Genomic DNA, 18,497 nt, shown 5'->3' on the forward strand with positions numbered 1-18,497 from the left:
GTTTCTACTCCCTTTCTACATATGATTATTTGTACTCTTCTTTCCCTATCAAAACATTTATTAAATAAATTAACCTATCAGAATCTTTCATATCTCTTTCTATACTTTCTTTCGGCATAACACTTGCGCATTCTTGGCAATCGCCTACTAAGGCCACCGCTGTTTCACACATAGCTTTTTTAATTAGTTCCCAATCTTCTCTCTTAAATCCGTTATATATAATATCTGTCTCAACATTATTGTTTTTAAAGTTAGAAATCCAATTTAATATATCCAATGCCAATTGATTATTTTGTGTAAAATTTGAATATGTCTTAAGTGCTTCTACTGCTGCTGTATCTTTATTAGGTCTTAATACAAAGCAATCATCTACTATACTTCCATCTTCAATTTTAGTATCATTGTATTTTACTTTTAATCCTTTCATCTTCTTAAACCTCCTTAAAATAGTAAAATTGCGTAATAAAAAAATCGCAAATTCAATCTCTTGAATAATACGATTTTACAATTTAGCCTTTAATCTTATTAATTCATTATTTAAGAAAAATATATATTAACTCAACTACACATTATGCTTTGCAGAAGTGTTATTTTTGTTTCATTTCAAAAGCAATCCACCGTCCGTCTATATCTTCTAACACAAATTCCATATTATGAAATCTAAATACCTTGACTTCCTGTAAATTCTAACAAATATTATGGTTACTTAACTTTGTTTTCTCTCTATAATTTCACCACTATTTTTCAAAATACTATTCTCTGGAATATAACCCCTCACAGAACATAATGGATAAACAATACTACTTTTTCCTAATATTGTCCCTGGGTTTAAAACTGTATTACATCCTACTTCCGCTGAATCACCTAATATTGCACCAAATTTTCTTAAACCAGTTTCAATAATATCTGTACCATATTTTACTTTTACTAAAGTTCCGTTGGACTTCAAATTAGAGGTTATAGCACCTGCCCCCAAATGGGCTTTATAACCTAATATTGAATCACTAACATAATTATAATGCGGAACCTGCACTTTATTAAATAGAATTGAATTTTTAATTTCAGTTGAGTTTCCAACGACAACATTATTACCAATGATAACATTTTCTCTAATGTAAGCGGAATGCCTGATTTCGCAATTATAACCGATAATCGCTGGACCTTTTATCAGAACACTTTTTTCAATAGTAGTGCCTTTTCCAACCCATATAAATTCCTCTATTCTTTCAAAATCATTTGGCAAAGTTTTTGCATACTCAAAAATGAAAGTATTAATTCTTGTAAGAACTTCCCAAGGATGCTTAACCCCTCCAAATATTGCTTGTGCGTCTAATTCTCTCAATGTAAAAAGTTCATCAACGGAAATGCCCATAATAATCCTCCTTAATGTATTTCACAATATATTACTATAATGTTTTATAGTAATAATCCATAGTAACTAAAGATTTATATAATAACCTTTCATTTTATTCTACTTCATTGCTTTTGAATAAAGTTCAGCCCATGCCGGAAAAAAACCAGCGTTAACAGCAATATTCTGCGAATTAATATGCGATTCCACAGTACCATAGAATGGTATTTTACCTCGCTTTAAAATCTCATTTTTTAAAAGCCCAACTAAGTTTGTTCCTATACCCATCCCCCGGTATTTGGGCAAAACATCAATTCCTATCTGCCATATAGTTTCACCATCTGAACTAGCTCCTGCCATACCCATTATATGGTTTTCTTCCACGGCAGCAACTGCAAGCATATCTGGGTGATTTTTATCGAAGGCAAAAGCCTCTTGAAATCTATCATCATCTTTAAATTGAAAAATATCTTCATACTCATACCATTTTACATCAGTAATTGGCTTTACCTCTACTACATTGGAATTCGGAAGATAATAATGATGAACATCTGCAATTTCATGACCAAATTCCTGTAATTTTTTATCAATTACTCGAAGCTTTGGATATTCAAAAAGCCATGCGGCATTTTTCCTCACCAATTCTTCTTGACACCAGGGCATAATTTGGGATGATGCGCTGATAATTGCTATATTGCCAAAGCAAACTGCTTTAAAAAAGCATCCATCGCTCTCATATATACGCCTTCCTGTAATAAGTCTATTTTCAACTATTGTATTTTCTTTTTTCAAAAAATCAGACAACTGACAATTATAATCTATCATCAATTGAGCTTTAGCAATTTCTAAAATATCAGCTTTTGTATTCATAAATTTATCCCCTTTATATTTTCTAACTAATCTCTATTTAACTTTATTTTCCTATTCTACATCAATTATAACATAAATTGTAAATATCACATTTAGCTATCTATTTCATATAATAAAAATAGATCTATATATTAATTTTATTAAGTCCATATATTGCAGCTCCTCTTTGCAGGAGCTTATTTTTTTATTAATAAGCACTATGAACTTTCTACATCTTGAATATTTGTTTCCCAAGTTCACATAATAACAATATACTTTAGATAAAATTTAACTTTAAAGGTGGTAAAAATGATGAGAAAATTCTTCATTATATTTTCTATTTTTTTATTTCTATCAATTAGTCTACATACAATATCTGCTTTTGCTCAACAAACTAAGACCTTGACTCAAGGTATTTATAATGTAAGAGATAATAACTTATTAATAGGTTCTGCCATTACTGTGAAAATGGCAGAACCTAATGACAAAGCTATTATTCTAGTTCTTGATCCCGAACAAACTATACATGCACTAGTAATATTGGATCCTACAATTCCTCAACAGGTTTTACCTCCTCTTGACTATGACTATTCACTTGTAATTTATGGAACCGGCGGTGTAGTATTATCATAAAAGGCACTTTTAAAGTGTCTTTTTTAATTTATTACTTTAAATTTACAAACTGCTTAGCATAATAGAATCGTATAGTAAAAAAATCGCAAATTCATTTTCTTGAATAATGCGATTTTATAATTTGCTATTTATTTTTAGTGATTCATAATTTGAGAAGAATGTGCAAAACATTATATTCTGATAAATTTAAATTTGTTGCTTGGAAATAACCATATTCAAATCATCCCACAGCAAAACCGATGAATTAGATGGTGTCCCTTCAAAATAGTCAATAAAATCTTTATAGAGCTTTGCACCTAAATGAGTATATATTCCTTCTGCTCTATCATTTTCTTTTACAATGCAGATGGACATTTTTTCATATCCGTTATTATAAGCATATTTACCAATTGTAAAAATCAATTTTTTCCCGAGTCCACCACCTTGCAATGATTGCAAAATATGCAACGAATCAAGTAACAGACATTTCTTCAAATCAGCATATGGCTTGTATGCTGCAAAGCCAATTATCATATCATTTTCGTCTACGGCAACAAAGGCACCTTGCTTATCTGTATGAATATATGATAACCACTTTTCTTTTGAATGTTCATATGTCATGCTTTTCAAAAAAGAATCTGGTAAAATGCCTAGATAAGTTGTCCTCCAATTTTCAGTATATATTTTAGCAATAGCTTGTAGATCATTGTCTGTTATTGGTCTAATAGCCATATTTATTCCTCCTAATAATAGTTTTGATTAAAATATTATATCACTTTAAACCTCTTAGGTTCCTCTCTTGCTTTTGAGTTGGTTTGATTGCGATGTTGAGACCAAAATAATAGCATAAACTTAAGATATATAATAAACTTTGCAGTAGCACCATCTTAAATTTATGCACCTCAATATGGTATTTACAGTTCCCCCGCATAATTTTTTTGTATGGCGCAACAAAAAAAATCGCAAATTCAATCTTTTGAATAATACGATCTTATAATTTGCTATTTATTTTTAGTCTTTATAATTTAAGAAAACTACAAAGAACTTATGCAAACTAACCATATAAGAGTTTTATATCCATATAAACACATAAAAATCATAAGGCAAACCCAATAATACTACATACTTACCATCTTTTGAGAATGTTCCAAAGCACCAATCACCAGATAAGTATTCATAATGAAATTGACAGGATATTTGTCCAGTTTTTTCTTGGACTTTAATAATTAATTCATCATTATCCATTAATAGCTCTTCACCTTTAGGGCTGTGTAAAATTGCTCTCCTCCAAAGAGTCCATAAATAGTATATGCTTTATCTATATATGATAATATATTTTGCTCTTGTCAAATAATTCTCCACCCTCTGGAATACTATTATCATTAACTACAATCTCACCTGAAGAAAGATCAATAATATGAATACCCTCATATTAAATAAGTGCTATTTCATTGTCTAAAGGTAGAGAAAACCCAATAAACCGTTCTGCGATATATTTAGGTAACCTTACTGCTTCCCACATATATTAACCTCCAATGGATACTTGTGCCATAATCTATTTACCTTAATTAGGTCGTTATTAGTTACAAGTTTGTAGCAACTACAAAACTGTAATTGATGTAAATTGTAAGAAATTTATGTATAACTATTAAATATATAATCTTGAACCTTTTCAATTAATTTGGGTTGAATGAGCGGATATGTCCATTCTGTAGGAAGACCATCAAACATACAAATATTTTCTATTTCTGATATTGGTAATTTTTTAAAAGTCTTAATATCTGCATAATATAACATTCCATAACTTTCTTCACCAGTACTATTTACTCTAGTTTTTCCAATAACAGAATATACACAAACAGGTCTCATCTCATATTCATATGCGCCTGTTTCTTCAAATAATTCCCTTTTAGCAGTGTCTATAATTCTTTCATTATCTTCTCTGTGACCACCAGGAACCTCGTATGTATTACGTTCTTTATGTTTACAAAAAACCCACTTATCATTGTGTTTTGCAACAATTACAGCAAACTTTAGCAAACTATCTTCAACACTTTTGTAAAAATTCACTTTCATAATATAATTCCCCCCAATTGCTTCATCATACTACAATACTATAGTAAATACAAAATCTTATTGCTATACATTTTAAGAAAATTGCACATTGCAATCTATTTCTAAATTATAATTCATTATTTAATTTGTTCTAATTTAAAAACTACTGGTCTAATTCCATCTGTGCAACATATTATTTTGATTTTTGAATTCTTATACCACGTATTATCTATATCTTTACCTCCTGCCAAAACATTAACTGAAGAATAAATATCTTGCCAAGCATAAGGACAAAAACCGTTTGGCATTTTTGCTCCACCTTCATAAATAAATTCATTATCAATCTCTAATTCAGGACAAGCACCAGTGGAACCCCCTTCTATCAAATATTCATCTGCATAATCTCGGTAAAATTCTTTTTTCAGCACAGTAATTTTTACCCTCATCTAAACCTCCATTATTACTATCAAATTCTTATTTATTATTAATCATATTTTGCCATTCTACGTTAATCATAGCATATTTAGAAAAGATAGTATTATTAAATTTTTAAAGAACATTTCTTAATTTAAAATACACTTTCTACATTAGGTGCAGCTTCACCGAGTATTAGAATTGCATATTAAAAAATTGCAAATTTAATTTCTTGAATAATACGATTTTACAATTTGCTATTTATTTTCATTCGTTCATGATATACGAATGTTATGAATTATCTTTATTCCTATAAATTTTGACTAAAAAATATATATTGTATATTATTCCTATGATTATGGGTATTAACGGATAATTATATATTGTATATAATTTATGTAAGCTACCATGTATAACATCAATCTTCAAACTTAAAAGTGAGTATTCGACACTATTTATATTTAGTGTTTCCGCAATATACTCAGGTTTATAAAGAGCTTGGTTCACATCTCTCATAAAATTTACAGTTGTTAGTATAGTAAAAACTAGAATATATAAATTTCTGCTTATAACTCGTAAACTTAATTTGTTATTCATCATTAAACATCCCTTCATAATTCAATAATATAAATTATATTTTATAATTATAAATAATAATCAAAATTAATATTTTTCTTTGACTATACTTACCATTATATACTTATTGTACTACAAATTGTAAATGTAGGATTATTCAATTTTTAAAGAACATCTTTTTAATTTGCTGCGTGAAATCTACATCTTGAATATTTATTTTAAAATTTGACATACTACTAATGAAATATTTTTTAATAATCGTATTGCAAAAAATAACTAATGAGTTCCTCTTTGCAGGAGCTTATTTGTGGTTTGCTTCAAACATAGATGTTCAGTTACTTGGTAAAGGCGTGAAATTTATCTTATTCCTTAATTTGATTTCTTTATTATAATGTTTTGATAGTTAGAAGGTAAATCTAAATAATAACTTTTAATATGCTCAAACTTTTCAATTGTAACTTTATCTCCACCTTCTATTTTTAAAGTAATATAATCATCCCCAATATTAAGATGAGGTCCAATATAAGAATCTACTTCAAGTTTTAACCTAAAAGAAAAGGATCTATATCCCATTAGCCTGTCAGCATTTAACACATGAACATAATATGGTGCGACAATTGGCGGTTCTGTCAAGAAATTTTTGTAATAGTCATCCACAGACTTTTGAATATCTGGGAGGAGTAGTGAAACAAAGATATCTTGATATAATTCTTCTATTGACTGTTTTGTTGGGTTAAATATACTGTATGAATTTGATAAATTGTTTTGCGTAGATTTAATCCTTGCTCCATCTGAACCTATGATATATCCATTAATGGTTGTATCATGTACCATATAACCATCTTGTCCAAAATAATACCATTTTCCATCAATCTCTTTCCAACCTACTGACCATGAACTTCCTTCGGTATTCCACCAACCATTTGAATCTTTTTTCCATTCCGCACTTGTCCCTATTGGATTTAATGCCAATACCGAAACCACTAATAATAATGAACTTACTATTAATTTTATTATTTTCATTTTTTATTTACCCTCACTCCATTTTTATTTCTGCACCATTTTTTACTATTACGTTTTATTTTAGAATTGAGTAATAAAAAATATCGCAATATTGATTTCTCGGAATAATGTGATATCTCAAGCTGCTATTTATTTTTGTATGCATAACAGTAATAGCATTCTTTTAGGCATTTTACTTCACGTCTCTCATAATTCAAGGCTTCGTATTTCTACTACTTAAAATTATTTATTAACATTTTCTCAATCTTAGTTAATTTTGAAAAAATATAAATCTTATCTAATATTTTGAGAATAGGTTTTTCTTTTTTAATATTGCTTAAGTATAAACATCTGGCATCAAATGGGCTAATTGAAACTTCTAACATTACATCTGTGATGCCCTCTATTTCTTTATCTATTTGTTTTTGTCTTATAAAATACAAAAATTTTTCTAATGCTTCTTCCTTAACTTCTGTTTCAATAATAGATTTATAATATTGTACCGCTCTTGAATCAGTAGTCACCTTAACTTTGTATCTAAGACTTTCATAGGATGTAGTAACTCTCTTTTCCATTTTGTCTAGAATTTCATTCAAGTTATCATCCTCTTTGTATTGTGTTAAACTAATACCACTCGATATCATTACATTGATTTCCACCCTCAATTCTATACGGCAATCAAATTCTAAAATTAAAGAACCATCTTGTTTCTTCTTAAACAAATCTAAAAAATATTCCATTGCCTCATTTCTATCATAGGTCTGTAATTTAACATCTTCGTATCGCTTAAGGCCTTGGAAGTCATATACAATCTTATAGTACGGTCTAGATTTTCTTATCATATTTTGCATCCCCTATATTAATAATAAGTTTCATTTATTATTTCATAAACATTTATTTTCATATAGATTATTATTCAAATTCATCCAATCGCTACAAATTTAGTACTGTACAAGTTAGTTCTATAAAAATATATTTTACCATCATATATTAATAATAACATATACTGCAAATGCTACATTATCCACTTTCCAAAGAACATAATTTATATTAATTGCTTCGTTAAATACTAAAACTACTACCGATGCTTCTTTAAATGAATTAATACTTAACTCACCAGTATGAGATTTACTAAAGCTTTGAATATTTATGCTGTTTAAATCCCTTAAATTATAAGGCATTAACTAATTATAATAAACTTACAAAGTTAAAAATCAAACGCACAAACAACCTCTTCACCTTTCCCTATTACTGGATCTCCTTCAGTAAGCCTTATCATATCATCATTTTCATCTTCATCAATAACACTAATTTCATTATTCTTTTCTTTTTTCTTAGGTTTACTTTTATTTCTTACCTTCTTATTATCTAAGGAAGTTACTACATAATCAGTTGAAGCTTCTTTGCCTTTACAATTTTCCATATTTAATTTTTGAGTTTTTTCATTCTTTGTTTCCGTTTTATCTATATTACAGCTATCTGTAGCTAAGTTTGCCTTTGTTTCCTGGCAGCTTTTATTATAAGTATTAATGGCATTTTTATTATTTATAATATCATTTTTTATATCAATTACCTTATTATCCTTATGTTTATTATCACCTTCAACATTGGCATTATATTCAAAGCTGCTATCTTGCTGTTCTTTTTCATTATCTCCAGCTTGTTCTGCCTTATCATTATTTTGGACTTTTTCTCTTGGCTTAATATTTTGGTGCTTTGCAAAATTTTTTACTTTATATACTTTATCGTGAGTAAGTTCAACCATTTCTAAATCTATGAAAGTTTTTACAGCTAATTCTATTTCAGATACTTCTCTATTGAACTCTATCGCCAAAGTCTCTAAAGTATATGGTATATTTCTAGATAAAAATAATTCTCCTTCTAAATTTACCTTACCTGCTAAAATTACAAGCCTGGTCCAAACATAATTTATAAGATCTCTTTTTTCCATTCTATCTATTATTTTAAACTTTGTATCTTCATACATATTTACATTGAATTTAACACATTTTCTTTCTCTCATTTTTAACACACTCCTATATAAATAAATTATCTATATAGGATATATGATCAAAAATGAAAGTTACTAATATAAATCAAAAAATTTTATATGTTTTACCATATAAATTAACTCTTAAAATAATTATTTATCAAACAACTGCTCCATTATCACATTTATTTCCCCACGCATCAATTAGATCATCATTTTTATAAATACAAATAATTTCACAATTATTTGCGCATTTTCCACACTCTACACCTCTAGTTTCAAAATTCATTTCTACTATATCAAAATCAAAATCCTGTTCTTTTCCTGAATTTTTTGCAAGTATTGCTACTCCTAGGGCTCCCATTAAATGTGCATACTTATCAACATAAATTTTTTCACCTGTTTCTTCTTCAAATGCTTTTATTACTCCGATATTTTTACTAACCCCACCTTGAAATACAATTGGTGATTTTATTCTTTTTCCTTTTCCAACATTATTTAAATAATTGGTAACAACAGCTCTACATAGTCCAGCTACAATGTCTTCTTTTTTATATCCTATTTGAGCTTTATGCACTAAATCAGATTCAGCAAAAACAGTGCATCTAGCAGCTATTCTAGTTGGTTTTTTTGATTTTAGTGCAAATTCTCCAAACTGCTCTACCTTAAGTCCAAGCCTTTCTGCTTGGGAGGATAAAAAAGAGCCTGTTCCTGCTGCACATAAAGTATTCATTGCATAATCAACTACTATCCCATCTTCTATTAAAATAATTTTGGAATCCTGCCCCCCAATTTCAAAAATTGTTCTTACATCAGGATAAATAGAAATTGTTCCAATTGCATGTGCTGTAATTTCATTCTTAATAACTTGTGCATTTAAAATCGTTCCTATTAACTTTCTTGCTGAACCAGTTGTTCCTACCGCTTTGACTTTAATATTTTTTCCTTCAACTTGTTTTTTCAAGTCATGAATTACTTCTTCTACGGCATTAATAGGATCCCCTTCCGTCCAAATATACTTTTCTGCTATTATTTTATTATTTTCGTTCACTATTACACCTTTTGTAGATATAGAACCTATATCTACTCCTAAATAACATTTATCCACTTTTCTTTCTCCTTTTTCATCATAAGCATGTCATAAAATGCTTCTAATCTTGTTTTTATTCCAGTTTCAGAGGTTTGTGAATCAAAACTAAAATACAATACTGGCATTTTATAATCATTACTTATGTTTTGTAATATTGGCATTGCATTAACTTCTGGCGTACAGCCAAATGGTTTTACATGTATGACACCATCATATCCTGCTTCTGCCAACTGTTTTGTTCGTGCTACGCTGTCAGTACCATCAGCCCCTATGGCATATTTTAAATATTTGCCAGAAATCTTAATTAATTCTTTTTCTTTCGGATGATTTTTAAATAAATATGTAACTGTTATAAACCTTTTTACTTCAATTCCTTTTTTAGCTAACTCCTTTTCAACAAAATAAGTGCTAAATGGTTCCATTGAAGTATATAATTCTCCAACAATACCAACTCTAATTGGATTTTTAGGCTTATTAATTTCTAAATTTCTAAATAATGTATTATATTTTCCATATATTTTATGTATATCCCTAAAGCTTTTGACCGTTTTTATTTTACTAAAAAAATCTTTTTGTAACCGCTCAAAGCTTCCTTTCACAACTTCAAATCCTATATTTTCTCTAATATACTCTTCTATTGCATCTATTTTTTCAACAATTTTTAGGGTGAGCATAAAATAATAAGCAAACTTTGAAAAAGAAAGTTTTGTATTTAGCTTTGCAAATGTACTATATGCTGAAAAAGGATTTACATGATCAGTATCTAAAATACTTAAAAATTCAAAGTCATAACCTAAATCTCTCAATATTTGTTCTTGTACTTCTCCATAATAACCAAACCTGCAGCCTCCACCAGCCTGTATTAAAAAATTCGCACCTTTTTCTAATGCTTCTATGTAATTTCCTAGATTATACTTAAAAGGAACACAAACAAAATCCGGACTATATTTTGAACCTAACTCTAAAGTTCTTTTGGTTATTGGGGGGGATATTAATATTTTCATATTTAATGTATGCTTTATTAAAAATTCTATTGCAATATAATAATTTCCCATATGTGGGAAACTAATTATTCTTTCTTTATTGACCATTTCTTACTTCCTTCCTATTTTTCTTTTCTCTAATAATATCAATAAAACTTTCTATCCTCGTATGCAATCCTGCTTCTCCCTGCAATTCGTCTAGTATAATATTTGTCATAGGTATTCCTTTAACTTTTCTAATGCATAACTCATTTACCAGAGAGTCTGGTCCACATGGAAATGTAGAAATAAATATAATTCCATCAATCTTGTTTAAATAATATTCAATTGCACCTATTAATTCTTTGTTATATGTCCAATATAGGGTATTTGAAATTGCTTTTGACTTTTGAGATGTTTGTTTCTTATCAGCTACATCTGCGTAAATAGGTACAACCTCAAAGCTCTCTAAATATTTAACTATTGGATATCCTAAAAATCTATCATATATATTATATGGATGTGAAACTATTAGCATTTTCATTTTGTCAGTGTTATTTAACAACTGCTCTTGCTCTTTAGATCTCTTCTGCTCATAAAAGTTATAAGCTTTTCTAGCTTTTAAATATGCTCGTAATACAGTTATAGGATTTTCTCCTAATATTTTGCCCATTTTCATAAATGCTTTAAGCTCACCTTCATTTTCTTTTACATCTATGTTATAGTCTAAAAATTTTACATTTTTAAATGTATTATTTACAATATCGTACATTGCATTAAATTTCGTGCAAACAGCTTCCTTTTTACCAAAGTTAACAATCCTAGGAATTAGTATATAATCAACTTTATCAATTAGATAATGTACATGCCCCATATAAATCTTAGCCGAAAGGCAGCTTTCATCTATTGAATTAGTTACACCGTCCTTTAATATCTGTTTATTTGTTTCAGGACTTATTAAAATTTTACATCTTAATTCCTTAAAAAAAGTTTCCCATAAATTTTTGTATTTATAATATAAAAATGCTCTTGGTATTCCTATTACAATATTTTCTTTCACAACACTCATCCTTTCAACGAATATAACACAATAGTGATTTTAACCAAAAGAAAATAAACTTATTCAAGAATCTGACACCCTAACACTATATACAAAAATAAAGCACTAAAAATTTACTAATATATGAACTACTCCTTCATCATCTTTTTCATAATCTGTGCTTGATTCAAACTCATGATTACGATTTTCTTCCACATGTTCATTGCTATTGTTATAAATATTTTTATATTTTTCATGATTACCATATCTATCGTATCCCATTTTGATTCCTCCTAAGTTTGTAATAATAAAATCTAGCCATTACATATTTATGTGAAGGAAAAGTAGTAATATATTTTGCATTTATTATTAATTAACCAAAAATAAAGAATTATGACCACAATCTATAAGTTTATTCCTTGAGGATAATAAAATAAGTTATATGGATCATATTTTTCTTTTACGGTTTTTAACCAAGCTACGTTATTCCCAAAATAATTATATAAGTAATTAGGTATATTAATATCACAATAATTAAGGTATCCAAAGCCTGCATATGGAAGTAATGATTTTCTTAAATTATTTACCCATTTAATTGTCACATCAGCATAAATACTACATTCAAGATTCCATTCGGCATCAATTTGTATTAATACCTTGGCACCTCTATGAGGATAAGCACTAGATAAATATTTATTTTCTGCAATCTTTCCTCCTAATAGGAGAAGTCCAATTTCTATGGTTGGCTTTATAGGTGGTGCATTATCTAAATAGTCAAATAGTATTTGACAAGGTTCTTTTCCTAATTTCTCATATGCAAATAATCCTGTAATCTTAAATCCTTTTGGTGCAGGCACCAAATCTGGATATTCCTGTACATATTCCTTAAAACCAATATGCTTTGTTGTATAATTCATTTTATTAGGAACTTTTAATATAACGTCTAAAGCTTCTTTCATTTCTTTTTCTGTGCTTCTTAAGCCTAATCCATATAGCCCAATAGTATCTTTATTTATAGAAATCCTGATCGTATACCTATTATCTAAATATTCCCCTACCTTTTGAAACGCTTGAATTACTTCATATCTTCTCTCTTTAGGCCATTCAGCAGTCAATTCTGTTACTTTATAGGCCGGATATACTTTAAAAGTCATTGATACCACTACCCCAAAATTGTTACTCCCTGCTCCTCTTAATGCAGCAAGTAAATCTTGATTTTGATATGAATTAGCAGTTATTATACTACCAAAAGCATCTACTATTTGTGCTTCTATCAAATTATCGCATGCTAATCCATATTGCCTTTGTAGAAAGCCAACTCCTCCTCCTAATGTAATTCCTGAAACACCAACAGATCCACAACTTCCTCCAGCAAATGCAAATCCAAACTTGGCTATCTTTTTATAAAGTTGATCTAGATTATATCCTGCACCTATTCTTATATAGCCTTCATTAGTATCTATTTCAAAATTAAGTAAATTAGAAACATCTATCACAACGACATCATCTCCGACAGAAAATGATTCATAGTTATGACCACTACTTCTACAACGTATATTTAAACCTTGCTTTCTCCCCCAATTTACTGCATTAACTACATCTATTACATTACTAGGGTATACTATTACCATTGGATAGTAACTAAAATATAAATTTTCATCCCTGCGAACAAGATTATAACTCTTGTCAGCTTTAGTTATAATAATTCCTGTTAACTCCTCTATCATATTAATCTCCTCCATCAATATTAACCACATATTATACATCACATATAATGTTATAATATATGGAAATAGCTTAGGAAGCATTCTTAATATATTTATTCTCGACCTACAAGGCCTTTGCAAAACAAAAAAGCACATCCATATACTTCAATTCATATATAAATGCGCCTTTTCTCATTTATTTAATTTTATCGCCACTTATCGCTACTTTATCGTTATTATTCTTTTTTATGATAACCTTAAATAACATCCCTGTCTCCATGAAAATAGGTTCTTCAAGACCTACATCAGTACGAGATTTTATAATCATTTTTATACCTGTGCCCCATTCTCGATAAAATTAATTTCCTTGAAAAAAGGAATAAGCACACTAAATAAAGACATACTAAGTATCTATAACCTAATCTGCCTTTATAGCTGGCTTTGCAAATTAGAATTTATGTTTTACGAATCAATATACATTCTGACAACATTTCCCCTTCAATTATATAAGTATCGATCAAATCGAAGCTTTTCTTACAGACAAATTCTACATATTCATCAGATTGCCATTGGTGAAAAGTATGGAATCCAATCATCTCCATCAAACAAATTCGTATTTTATTAATTCTTCCTTAATATACAAATGTCGGTGCAATAAGCAATCCTCCTTTTTTAGTACACGTCGAATTTCTGTTAGTGCCTTATCAGAATTAGGCATAATATGAAGAGCATTTGCAATTTCTATAAAGTATTTTCAATCAGTCTTTTAATCTCTACCTTTGGTAAGAAGCCTACAAATTGATTCACCTTTTCATTATTTTTAAAGACAACCACTGTGGGTATATTTGAAATGCGATATTTATCTGCTAACTCCACACTTTTATCTACATCTACTTTTATAAAATTGACTTTCCCTTTCATTTGCTCTGATAACTCTTCAAGAATCGGTGCTATCATTTTACAAGGTCCGCACCAGGTTGCAAAAAAATCTACAACCGTAACTCCACTTTTTATTTCATTTCCGAATTCATTATTATCTACTATTTTCATATTATATTCCTCCATTTTCCTTTATCAGTGCTATAGATTATTGACGGATAAAATTTGTAAGTATCTTATCTTCTTTTTCTGGGGCTTCTATATTATCTTTTCCATACTCAACAAGTTTAAGCAGCCAAGCCATATTTTTAGCTAAGGTCCTCATTATTTGAACCCCTTCTTCATCCTGTATAACTTCTCCTGGAGTTGTGCCATGAATAACGTTCCAGTATCTTGATGATGGCATTAACATCTCAGAATAATTAATGTACTTGTTTAGCTGATCAAGTGCAGCCGTACCTCCAGAACGTCTAACTGCTACAACAGCTGCAGCAACCTTATGTCTTAATATGCTGCCATTATTTTCATTAACAACAAAGGCTCTATCCAAGAAAGATTTCATTGCCCCGCTTATTCCTGAATAATGTACAGGAGAACCTAGTATTATCCCATCTGCCTTTTTCATTTTTTCAATCCATTCATTTACAGAATCTCCCTTTAAAATACATTTTTCATTTTGATTTTTATAACACCCCCAACATGACATGCATCCCCTTATAGCTTGACCACCTACATGTATTATTTTAACTTCTATATCTTGTTTTTCTAATTCCTCTGCAATTAATTTTAAGGCATGATAAGTGTTTCCATTTTTATTTGGGCTACCATTAAAAGCTACAACTTTCATTATTAACAACTCCTTTTTTAATTCTAATTTTTATTCAAAATATTATAATATTCTCATAAAATTATTATTAGATAAATACTTCAAGTAAAGTAAACGAACTTCACTATTTACATAATTATTCAGATTTATATCACCTTCTTTCAAAAAGTAACTTTCATAAATAAGCGTTTGTAAGCTTCCTAATTAGCTTTTTATAATTTTTAGATATAACTTGTTATAGTATATATTAAAGAGATTTGATATCTTTAATATACCTAAAAACCTTTCAAATTCAATTAACAGAAATTTAAGTAGTAATTCTTTAATCCTCTAACAGTTTTTTCTCACTATTTCTTAGAACACCTCATTTTGTAGTTACTTTAGAATCAAGTATATTGTAGAGTCTATTTGTCGCTATTATAAAGACATAAATTAATTTTGTCAATATTTTAAATTTACTAAATTTTGTAGATTATAAATATATGCATAAAATAATTATTGACAAAATAATCTATTATATTTATTATTATAGATAAATAAACTCTGCAATATCTTTTAGGAGGTTTTAATTTGAAATATACAAAAGCAACAAATTATGCTCTACATACAATTGTATATATGATGGAAAATGCGAAAAGTGAGAAACTAAGCGTAAGTGCTCTAGCGGAACACTTTAATTTATCTACTACATATCTTTCGAAAATTTTAACTCAGCTGGTAAAAGCTGATTTAATTGAATCAACTCCAGGTGCAAATGGAGGTTACGTTTTGCGTAAAGACATGAAGTCTATTTCTTTTATGGATGTTATTAAGGCCACTGAAGGAACTGGCTCATTATTTGTTTGCAATTTAAATGAAAATAGCAAATGTTTGATTGAAAAAGTAATGGCAGAAGCTGAAAATGTACTAGAAAATTATCTAGAAGATAAAAAACTATATGATCTGACTAAAAATAAATCAAACTGCAAAACCAACAAAGAATAAATATTTACCCATTAATATATGGGTTTTTATATTTGAATTGTAGATATTATATATCTTTAATATATCTAAAGGAGAAATTACATAAATGAACAAAATACAAGAACTTGAACAAAAACCTATTGGAAAATTACTTATACAATATTCAGTTCCAACAGTACTCAGTTTACTAATTAATTCACTTTATATAGTAATTGATCGGATGTTTATAGGAAATATATCAGAAGTCGGAACTCTAGCCTTAACTGGAATTGGCCTTACAATGCCAATTACTACAATAGTAGTAGCGTTATCTGCTCTCATATCAATGGGGGCCAGCTCTAATATCTCTATAAAACTCGGAGAAGGCAATAAAGAAGAAGCTGAAAATTTTGCTGGAAATGCATTATCTCTAAGCATTGTTTTAGGGCTTTTGGTCACCAGTTTGTATCTGATATTTGAAAATTCAATATTAGGATGGCTCGGTATAAACGGTGAAATATTATCTTATACCAAAGATTTTATTACAATCATCATGGCTGGTACTATTTTTAATATGCTGGGATTTTGTCTGCCTTTTATCGTTCGTTCTGATGGAAATCCTATATTTTCAGCTGCTATTACAATTACAGGGTGCATTCTTAATATATTACTTGATGCCTTATTTATATATGTATTTCACATGGGAATAAAAGGTGCAGCTATTGCTACTGTCATTGCTCAATTTACTACCGTAATTCTTGGACTTTATTATTTCATAAAATTAAAAAATACTTTGATACTTAAAAAGATCAATTTCAAATTACATATTTCAATTGTAAAAGCTATTTTCTTAATTGGGTTAGTTCCATTTTCTAATCAATTATCCATAAGTGTTGCACAAATTGTAAGCAATTATTCCTTAAATTTATATGGTGGAGAACTAGCAATTGGCGCAATGACTGTACTAAACTCCATTACAATGTTATTTTTGATGCCAGTTTATGGAATAGCTCAAGGCTTCCAGCCAATCATCGGTTATAATTATGCCAAAAAGAACTATGACAGAACCCTGAAGACTCTTGCCCTTGCTGTTTTATTTAGCACCGGATTCTTGGGAGTTAGTGCTATAATTATGCAGCTATTTCCCAAATTCGCCGTTAGTCTTTTTACGCAGAACCCTGAACTTGTGAATATTTCTATAAATGGCTTAAAAAAATATACAGTGCTTATCTTTCTTATTTCCATTCCTACCTTTGGCTCTGGCTTCATGATGCTAACAGGTAAACCTAAAACCGCCGTACTATTAAGTATATCAAGGCAATCAGTGATATTAGCACTAGCTATATTTTTCTTACCAAAGGTAATTGGTCAAGACGGACTATGGTTCGCTCAACCTGTAACAGACCTTTTATCTAGCATTATCACAATTATATTATTCATAAAAGGATATAGTGATATTTTATACAAAAAAGCACATCAACAAAGGTATTTAAAAAACAATATCTAGAAGTACAGCGCAATATTGCAGATGTAAATATGAAAAAAATATCCCAGTAAGCAATTTTCATAAGCTTTACTGGGATTTTAAATATATAATCTGTTGTTTATTTCCATTATTACTGATTCATAACATATTATTTATTCAGCTAAATTTTCCCCATCTTTAAATGCTCTTAAAGATAACTCATTAAATATTTCCTCATCAGTTCCACAGTAGTGGATGCAATCCTCTAATTTCCAACCAAATACATCAAAAATATTATTAACATATTTAATCGCTTCTGCACCTTTTTTAGGATCTAAGCTTCCTTGAGCAAATACAGTTATTAACTTTTTACCTGGATGTCTAGGAATAAACTTATTGGGAAGTTCTTCAACCATTGGAAACGTACGATCTAACCAAGTTTTTGCCTGACTTGTAATTTGGAACATATATATTGGAGAACCAAATACAATAGCATCTGCCTCAGCAATAGCTTTATACATTGGCTGTAAATAATCATTAACAGCACAGCCATCATGAGTACGACAATAGAAACATCCTTGACATCCACGAATTTCAGTGTTATTTAAATCAAATTCAATAACCTCAGCGCCTTTTGATTTTGCTCCTTTTGTTACTTGATCTAATAATTTTGTAGTATACCCATTCTTTCTTGGACTACCCTTAAAAATAACTACTTTTGACATTTTTCATCTCTCCT

General features: G+C 29.1%; 23 protein-coding genes. 3 read left to right on the forward strand and 20 right to left on the reverse strand.

All coding sequences use genetic code 11. The features are described 5' to 3' along the window. Positions 1–25: 25 nt before the first annotated feature. The 3 genes from CDLVIII_RS18910 to CDLVIII_RS18920 form a co-directional block, all read right to left on the reverse strand. Complete coding sequence (locus CDLVIII_RS18910) at positions 26–427, reverse strand: hypothetical protein (RefSeq protein WP_009171071.1); 402 nt, start codon at positions 425–427, stop codon at positions 26–28. A 279-nt stretch (positions 428–706) separates the two neighbouring features. Next, positions 707–1,372 carry a UDP-N-acetylglucosamine pyrophosphorylase gene (locus tag CDLVIII_RS18915; RefSeq protein ID WP_009171072.1) on the reverse strand — a complete coding sequence of 222 codons (666 nt, stop codon included), beginning with the start codon at positions 1,370–1,372 and terminating at the stop codon, positions 707–709. A gap of 99 nt (positions 1,373–1,471) precedes the next feature. Then, positions 1,472–2,221 (reverse strand): GNAT family N-acetyltransferase, encoded by a 750-nt coding sequence (locus CDLVIII_RS18920; RefSeq protein ID WP_009171073.1) that lies wholly within the window; start codon positions 2,219–2,221, stop codon positions 1,472–1,474. Positions 2,222–2,509: 288 nt separating this feature from the next. On the opposite strand from CDLVIII_RS18920, the gene CDLVIII_RS18925 reads away from it, so the two are divergent. Then, entirely contained in the window at positions 2,510–2,833 is a 324-nt protein-coding gene (locus tag CDLVIII_RS18925; RefSeq protein ID WP_242835762.1) for a hypothetical protein, read from the forward strand. 186 nt (positions 2,834–3,019) lie between these two features. On the opposite strand, the gene CDLVIII_RS18930 is transcribed toward CDLVIII_RS18925, so the two are convergent. From CDLVIII_RS18930 to CDLVIII_RS18995, 16 genes are all read right to left on the reverse strand, one after another. Continuing rightward, on the reverse strand, positions 3,020–3,544 hold the full coding sequence (locus CDLVIII_RS18930; RefSeq protein ID WP_009171075.1) for a GNAT family N-acetyltransferase: 525 nt from the start codon (positions 3,542–3,544) through the stop codon (positions 3,020–3,022). A gap of 339 nt (positions 3,545–3,883) precedes the next feature. Next, positions 3,884–4,057 carry a hypothetical protein gene (locus tag CDLVIII_RS31465; protein ID WP_009171076.1) on the reverse strand — a complete coding sequence of 58 codons (174 nt, stop codon included), beginning with the start codon at positions 4,055–4,057 and terminating at the stop codon, positions 3,884–3,886. 390 nt (positions 4,058–4,447) lie between these two features. Then, entirely contained in the window at positions 4,448–4,888 is a 441-nt protein-coding gene (locus CDLVIII_RS18935) for an NUDIX domain-containing protein (protein ID WP_009171077.1), read from the reverse strand. A 116-nt stretch (positions 4,889–5,004) separates the two neighbouring features. After that, positions 5,005–5,313 carry a TIGR04076 family protein gene (locus CDLVIII_RS18940; protein WP_009171078.1) on the reverse strand — a complete coding sequence of 103 codons (309 nt, stop codon included), beginning with the start codon at positions 5,311–5,313 and terminating at the stop codon, positions 5,005–5,007. A 913-nt stretch (positions 5,314–6,226) separates the two neighbouring features. After that, positions 6,227–6,880 carry a DUF3888 domain-containing protein gene (locus tag CDLVIII_RS32765; RefSeq protein WP_009171080.1) on the reverse strand — a complete coding sequence of 218 codons (654 nt, stop codon included), beginning with the start codon at positions 6,878–6,880 and terminating at the stop codon, positions 6,227–6,229. 212 nt (positions 6,881–7,092) lie between these two features. After that, entirely contained in the window at positions 7,093–7,701 is a 609-nt protein-coding gene (locus tag CDLVIII_RS18955) for a hypothetical protein (protein WP_009171081.1), read from the reverse strand. Between the two features lie 141 nt (positions 7,702–7,842). Continuing rightward, the gene (locus CDLVIII_RS31470; RefSeq protein WP_009171082.1) at positions 7,843–8,040 is read right to left on the reverse strand and encodes a hypothetical protein; all 198 of its coding nucleotides are present in this window, start codon (positions 8,038–8,040) and stop codon (positions 7,843–7,845) included. Between the two features lie 26 nt (positions 8,041–8,066). Further along, positions 8,067–8,882: a phage replisome organizer N-terminal domain-containing protein gene (locus tag CDLVIII_RS18965; protein WP_009171083.1), complete on the reverse strand. Its 816-nt coding sequence runs from the start codon at positions 8,880–8,882 to the stop codon at positions 8,067–8,069. A 127-nt stretch (positions 8,883–9,009) separates the two neighbouring features. Continuing rightward, a complete protein-coding gene (locus CDLVIII_RS18970; RefSeq protein WP_009171084.1) occupies positions 9,010–9,957 on the reverse strand; it encodes an acyl-CoA dehydratase activase in 948 nt (315 codons plus the stop codon). Beyond that, a complete protein-coding gene (locus CDLVIII_RS18975) occupies positions 9,939–11,030 on the reverse strand; it encodes a 2-hydroxyacyl-CoA dehydratase (protein ID WP_009171085.1) in 1,092 nt (363 codons plus the stop codon). The genes CDLVIII_RS18970 and CDLVIII_RS18975 overlap by 19 nt, the downstream gene beginning before the upstream one ends. After that, positions 11,020–11,961 carry an acyl-CoA dehydratase activase-related protein gene (locus CDLVIII_RS18980; protein ID WP_009171086.1) on the reverse strand — a complete coding sequence of 314 codons (942 nt, stop codon included), beginning with the start codon at positions 11,959–11,961 and terminating at the stop codon, positions 11,020–11,022. The genes CDLVIII_RS18975 and CDLVIII_RS18980 overlap by 11 nt, the downstream gene beginning before the upstream one ends. Positions 11,962–12,066: 105 nt before the next feature. Further along, the gene (locus CDLVIII_RS31475) at positions 12,067–12,222 is read right to left on the reverse strand and encodes a hypothetical protein (protein ID WP_009171087.1); all 156 of its coding nucleotides are present in this window, start codon (positions 12,220–12,222) and stop codon (positions 12,067–12,069) included. A 122-nt stretch (positions 12,223–12,344) separates the two neighbouring features. After that, the gene (locus CDLVIII_RS18985) at positions 12,345–13,667 is read right to left on the reverse strand and encodes an FAD-binding oxidoreductase (RefSeq protein ID WP_009171088.1); all 1,323 of its coding nucleotides are present in this window, start codon (positions 13,665–13,667) and stop codon (positions 12,345–12,347) included. A 175-nt stretch (positions 13,668–13,842) separates the two neighbouring features. Beyond that, a complete protein-coding gene (locus CDLVIII_RS32615; RefSeq protein ID WP_009171089.1) occupies positions 13,843–13,974 on the reverse strand; it encodes a hypothetical protein in 132 nt (43 codons plus the stop codon). A 413-nt stretch (positions 13,975–14,387) separates the two neighbouring features. After that, positions 14,388–14,696 carry a thioredoxin gene (trxA, locus tag CDLVIII_RS18990; RefSeq protein WP_009171090.1) on the reverse strand — a complete coding sequence of 103 codons (309 nt, stop codon included), beginning with the start codon at positions 14,694–14,696 and terminating at the stop codon, positions 14,388–14,390. Positions 14,697–14,733: 37 nt separating this feature from the next. After that, positions 14,734–15,372, reverse strand: a complete 639-nt coding sequence (locus CDLVIII_RS18995; protein ID WP_009171091.1) for a flavodoxin family protein — start codon at positions 15,370–15,372, stop codon at positions 14,734–14,736. Positions 15,373–15,921: 549 nt separating this feature from the next. Between CDLVIII_RS18995 and CDLVIII_RS19000 the strand changes: the two genes are divergently transcribed. Beyond that, the gene (locus CDLVIII_RS19000) at positions 15,922–16,335 is read left to right on the forward strand and encodes an Rrf2 family transcriptional regulator (protein WP_009171092.1); all 414 of its coding nucleotides are present in this window, start codon (positions 15,922–15,924) and stop codon (positions 16,333–16,335) included. A gap of 85 nt (positions 16,336–16,420) precedes the next feature. Further along, positions 16,421–17,800, forward strand: a complete 1,380-nt coding sequence (locus CDLVIII_RS19005; protein WP_009171093.1) for an MATE family efflux transporter — start codon at positions 16,421–16,423, stop codon at positions 17,798–17,800. Positions 17,801–17,931: 131 nt separating this feature from the next. Here CDLVIII_RS19005 and CDLVIII_RS19010 read toward each other — a convergent pair whose 3' ends face one another. Further along, complete coding sequence (locus tag CDLVIII_RS19010; protein ID WP_009171094.1) at positions 17,932–18,483, reverse strand: flavodoxin family protein; 552 nt, start codon at positions 18,481–18,483, stop codon at positions 17,932–17,934. Between the last annotated feature and the right edge of the window lie 14 nt (positions 18,484–18,497).

Origin of the sequence: Clostridium sp. DL-VIII (assembly GCF_000230835.1) — a bacterium.
Lineage (GTDB): Bacteria > Bacillota > Clostridia > Clostridiales > Clostridiaceae > Clostridium.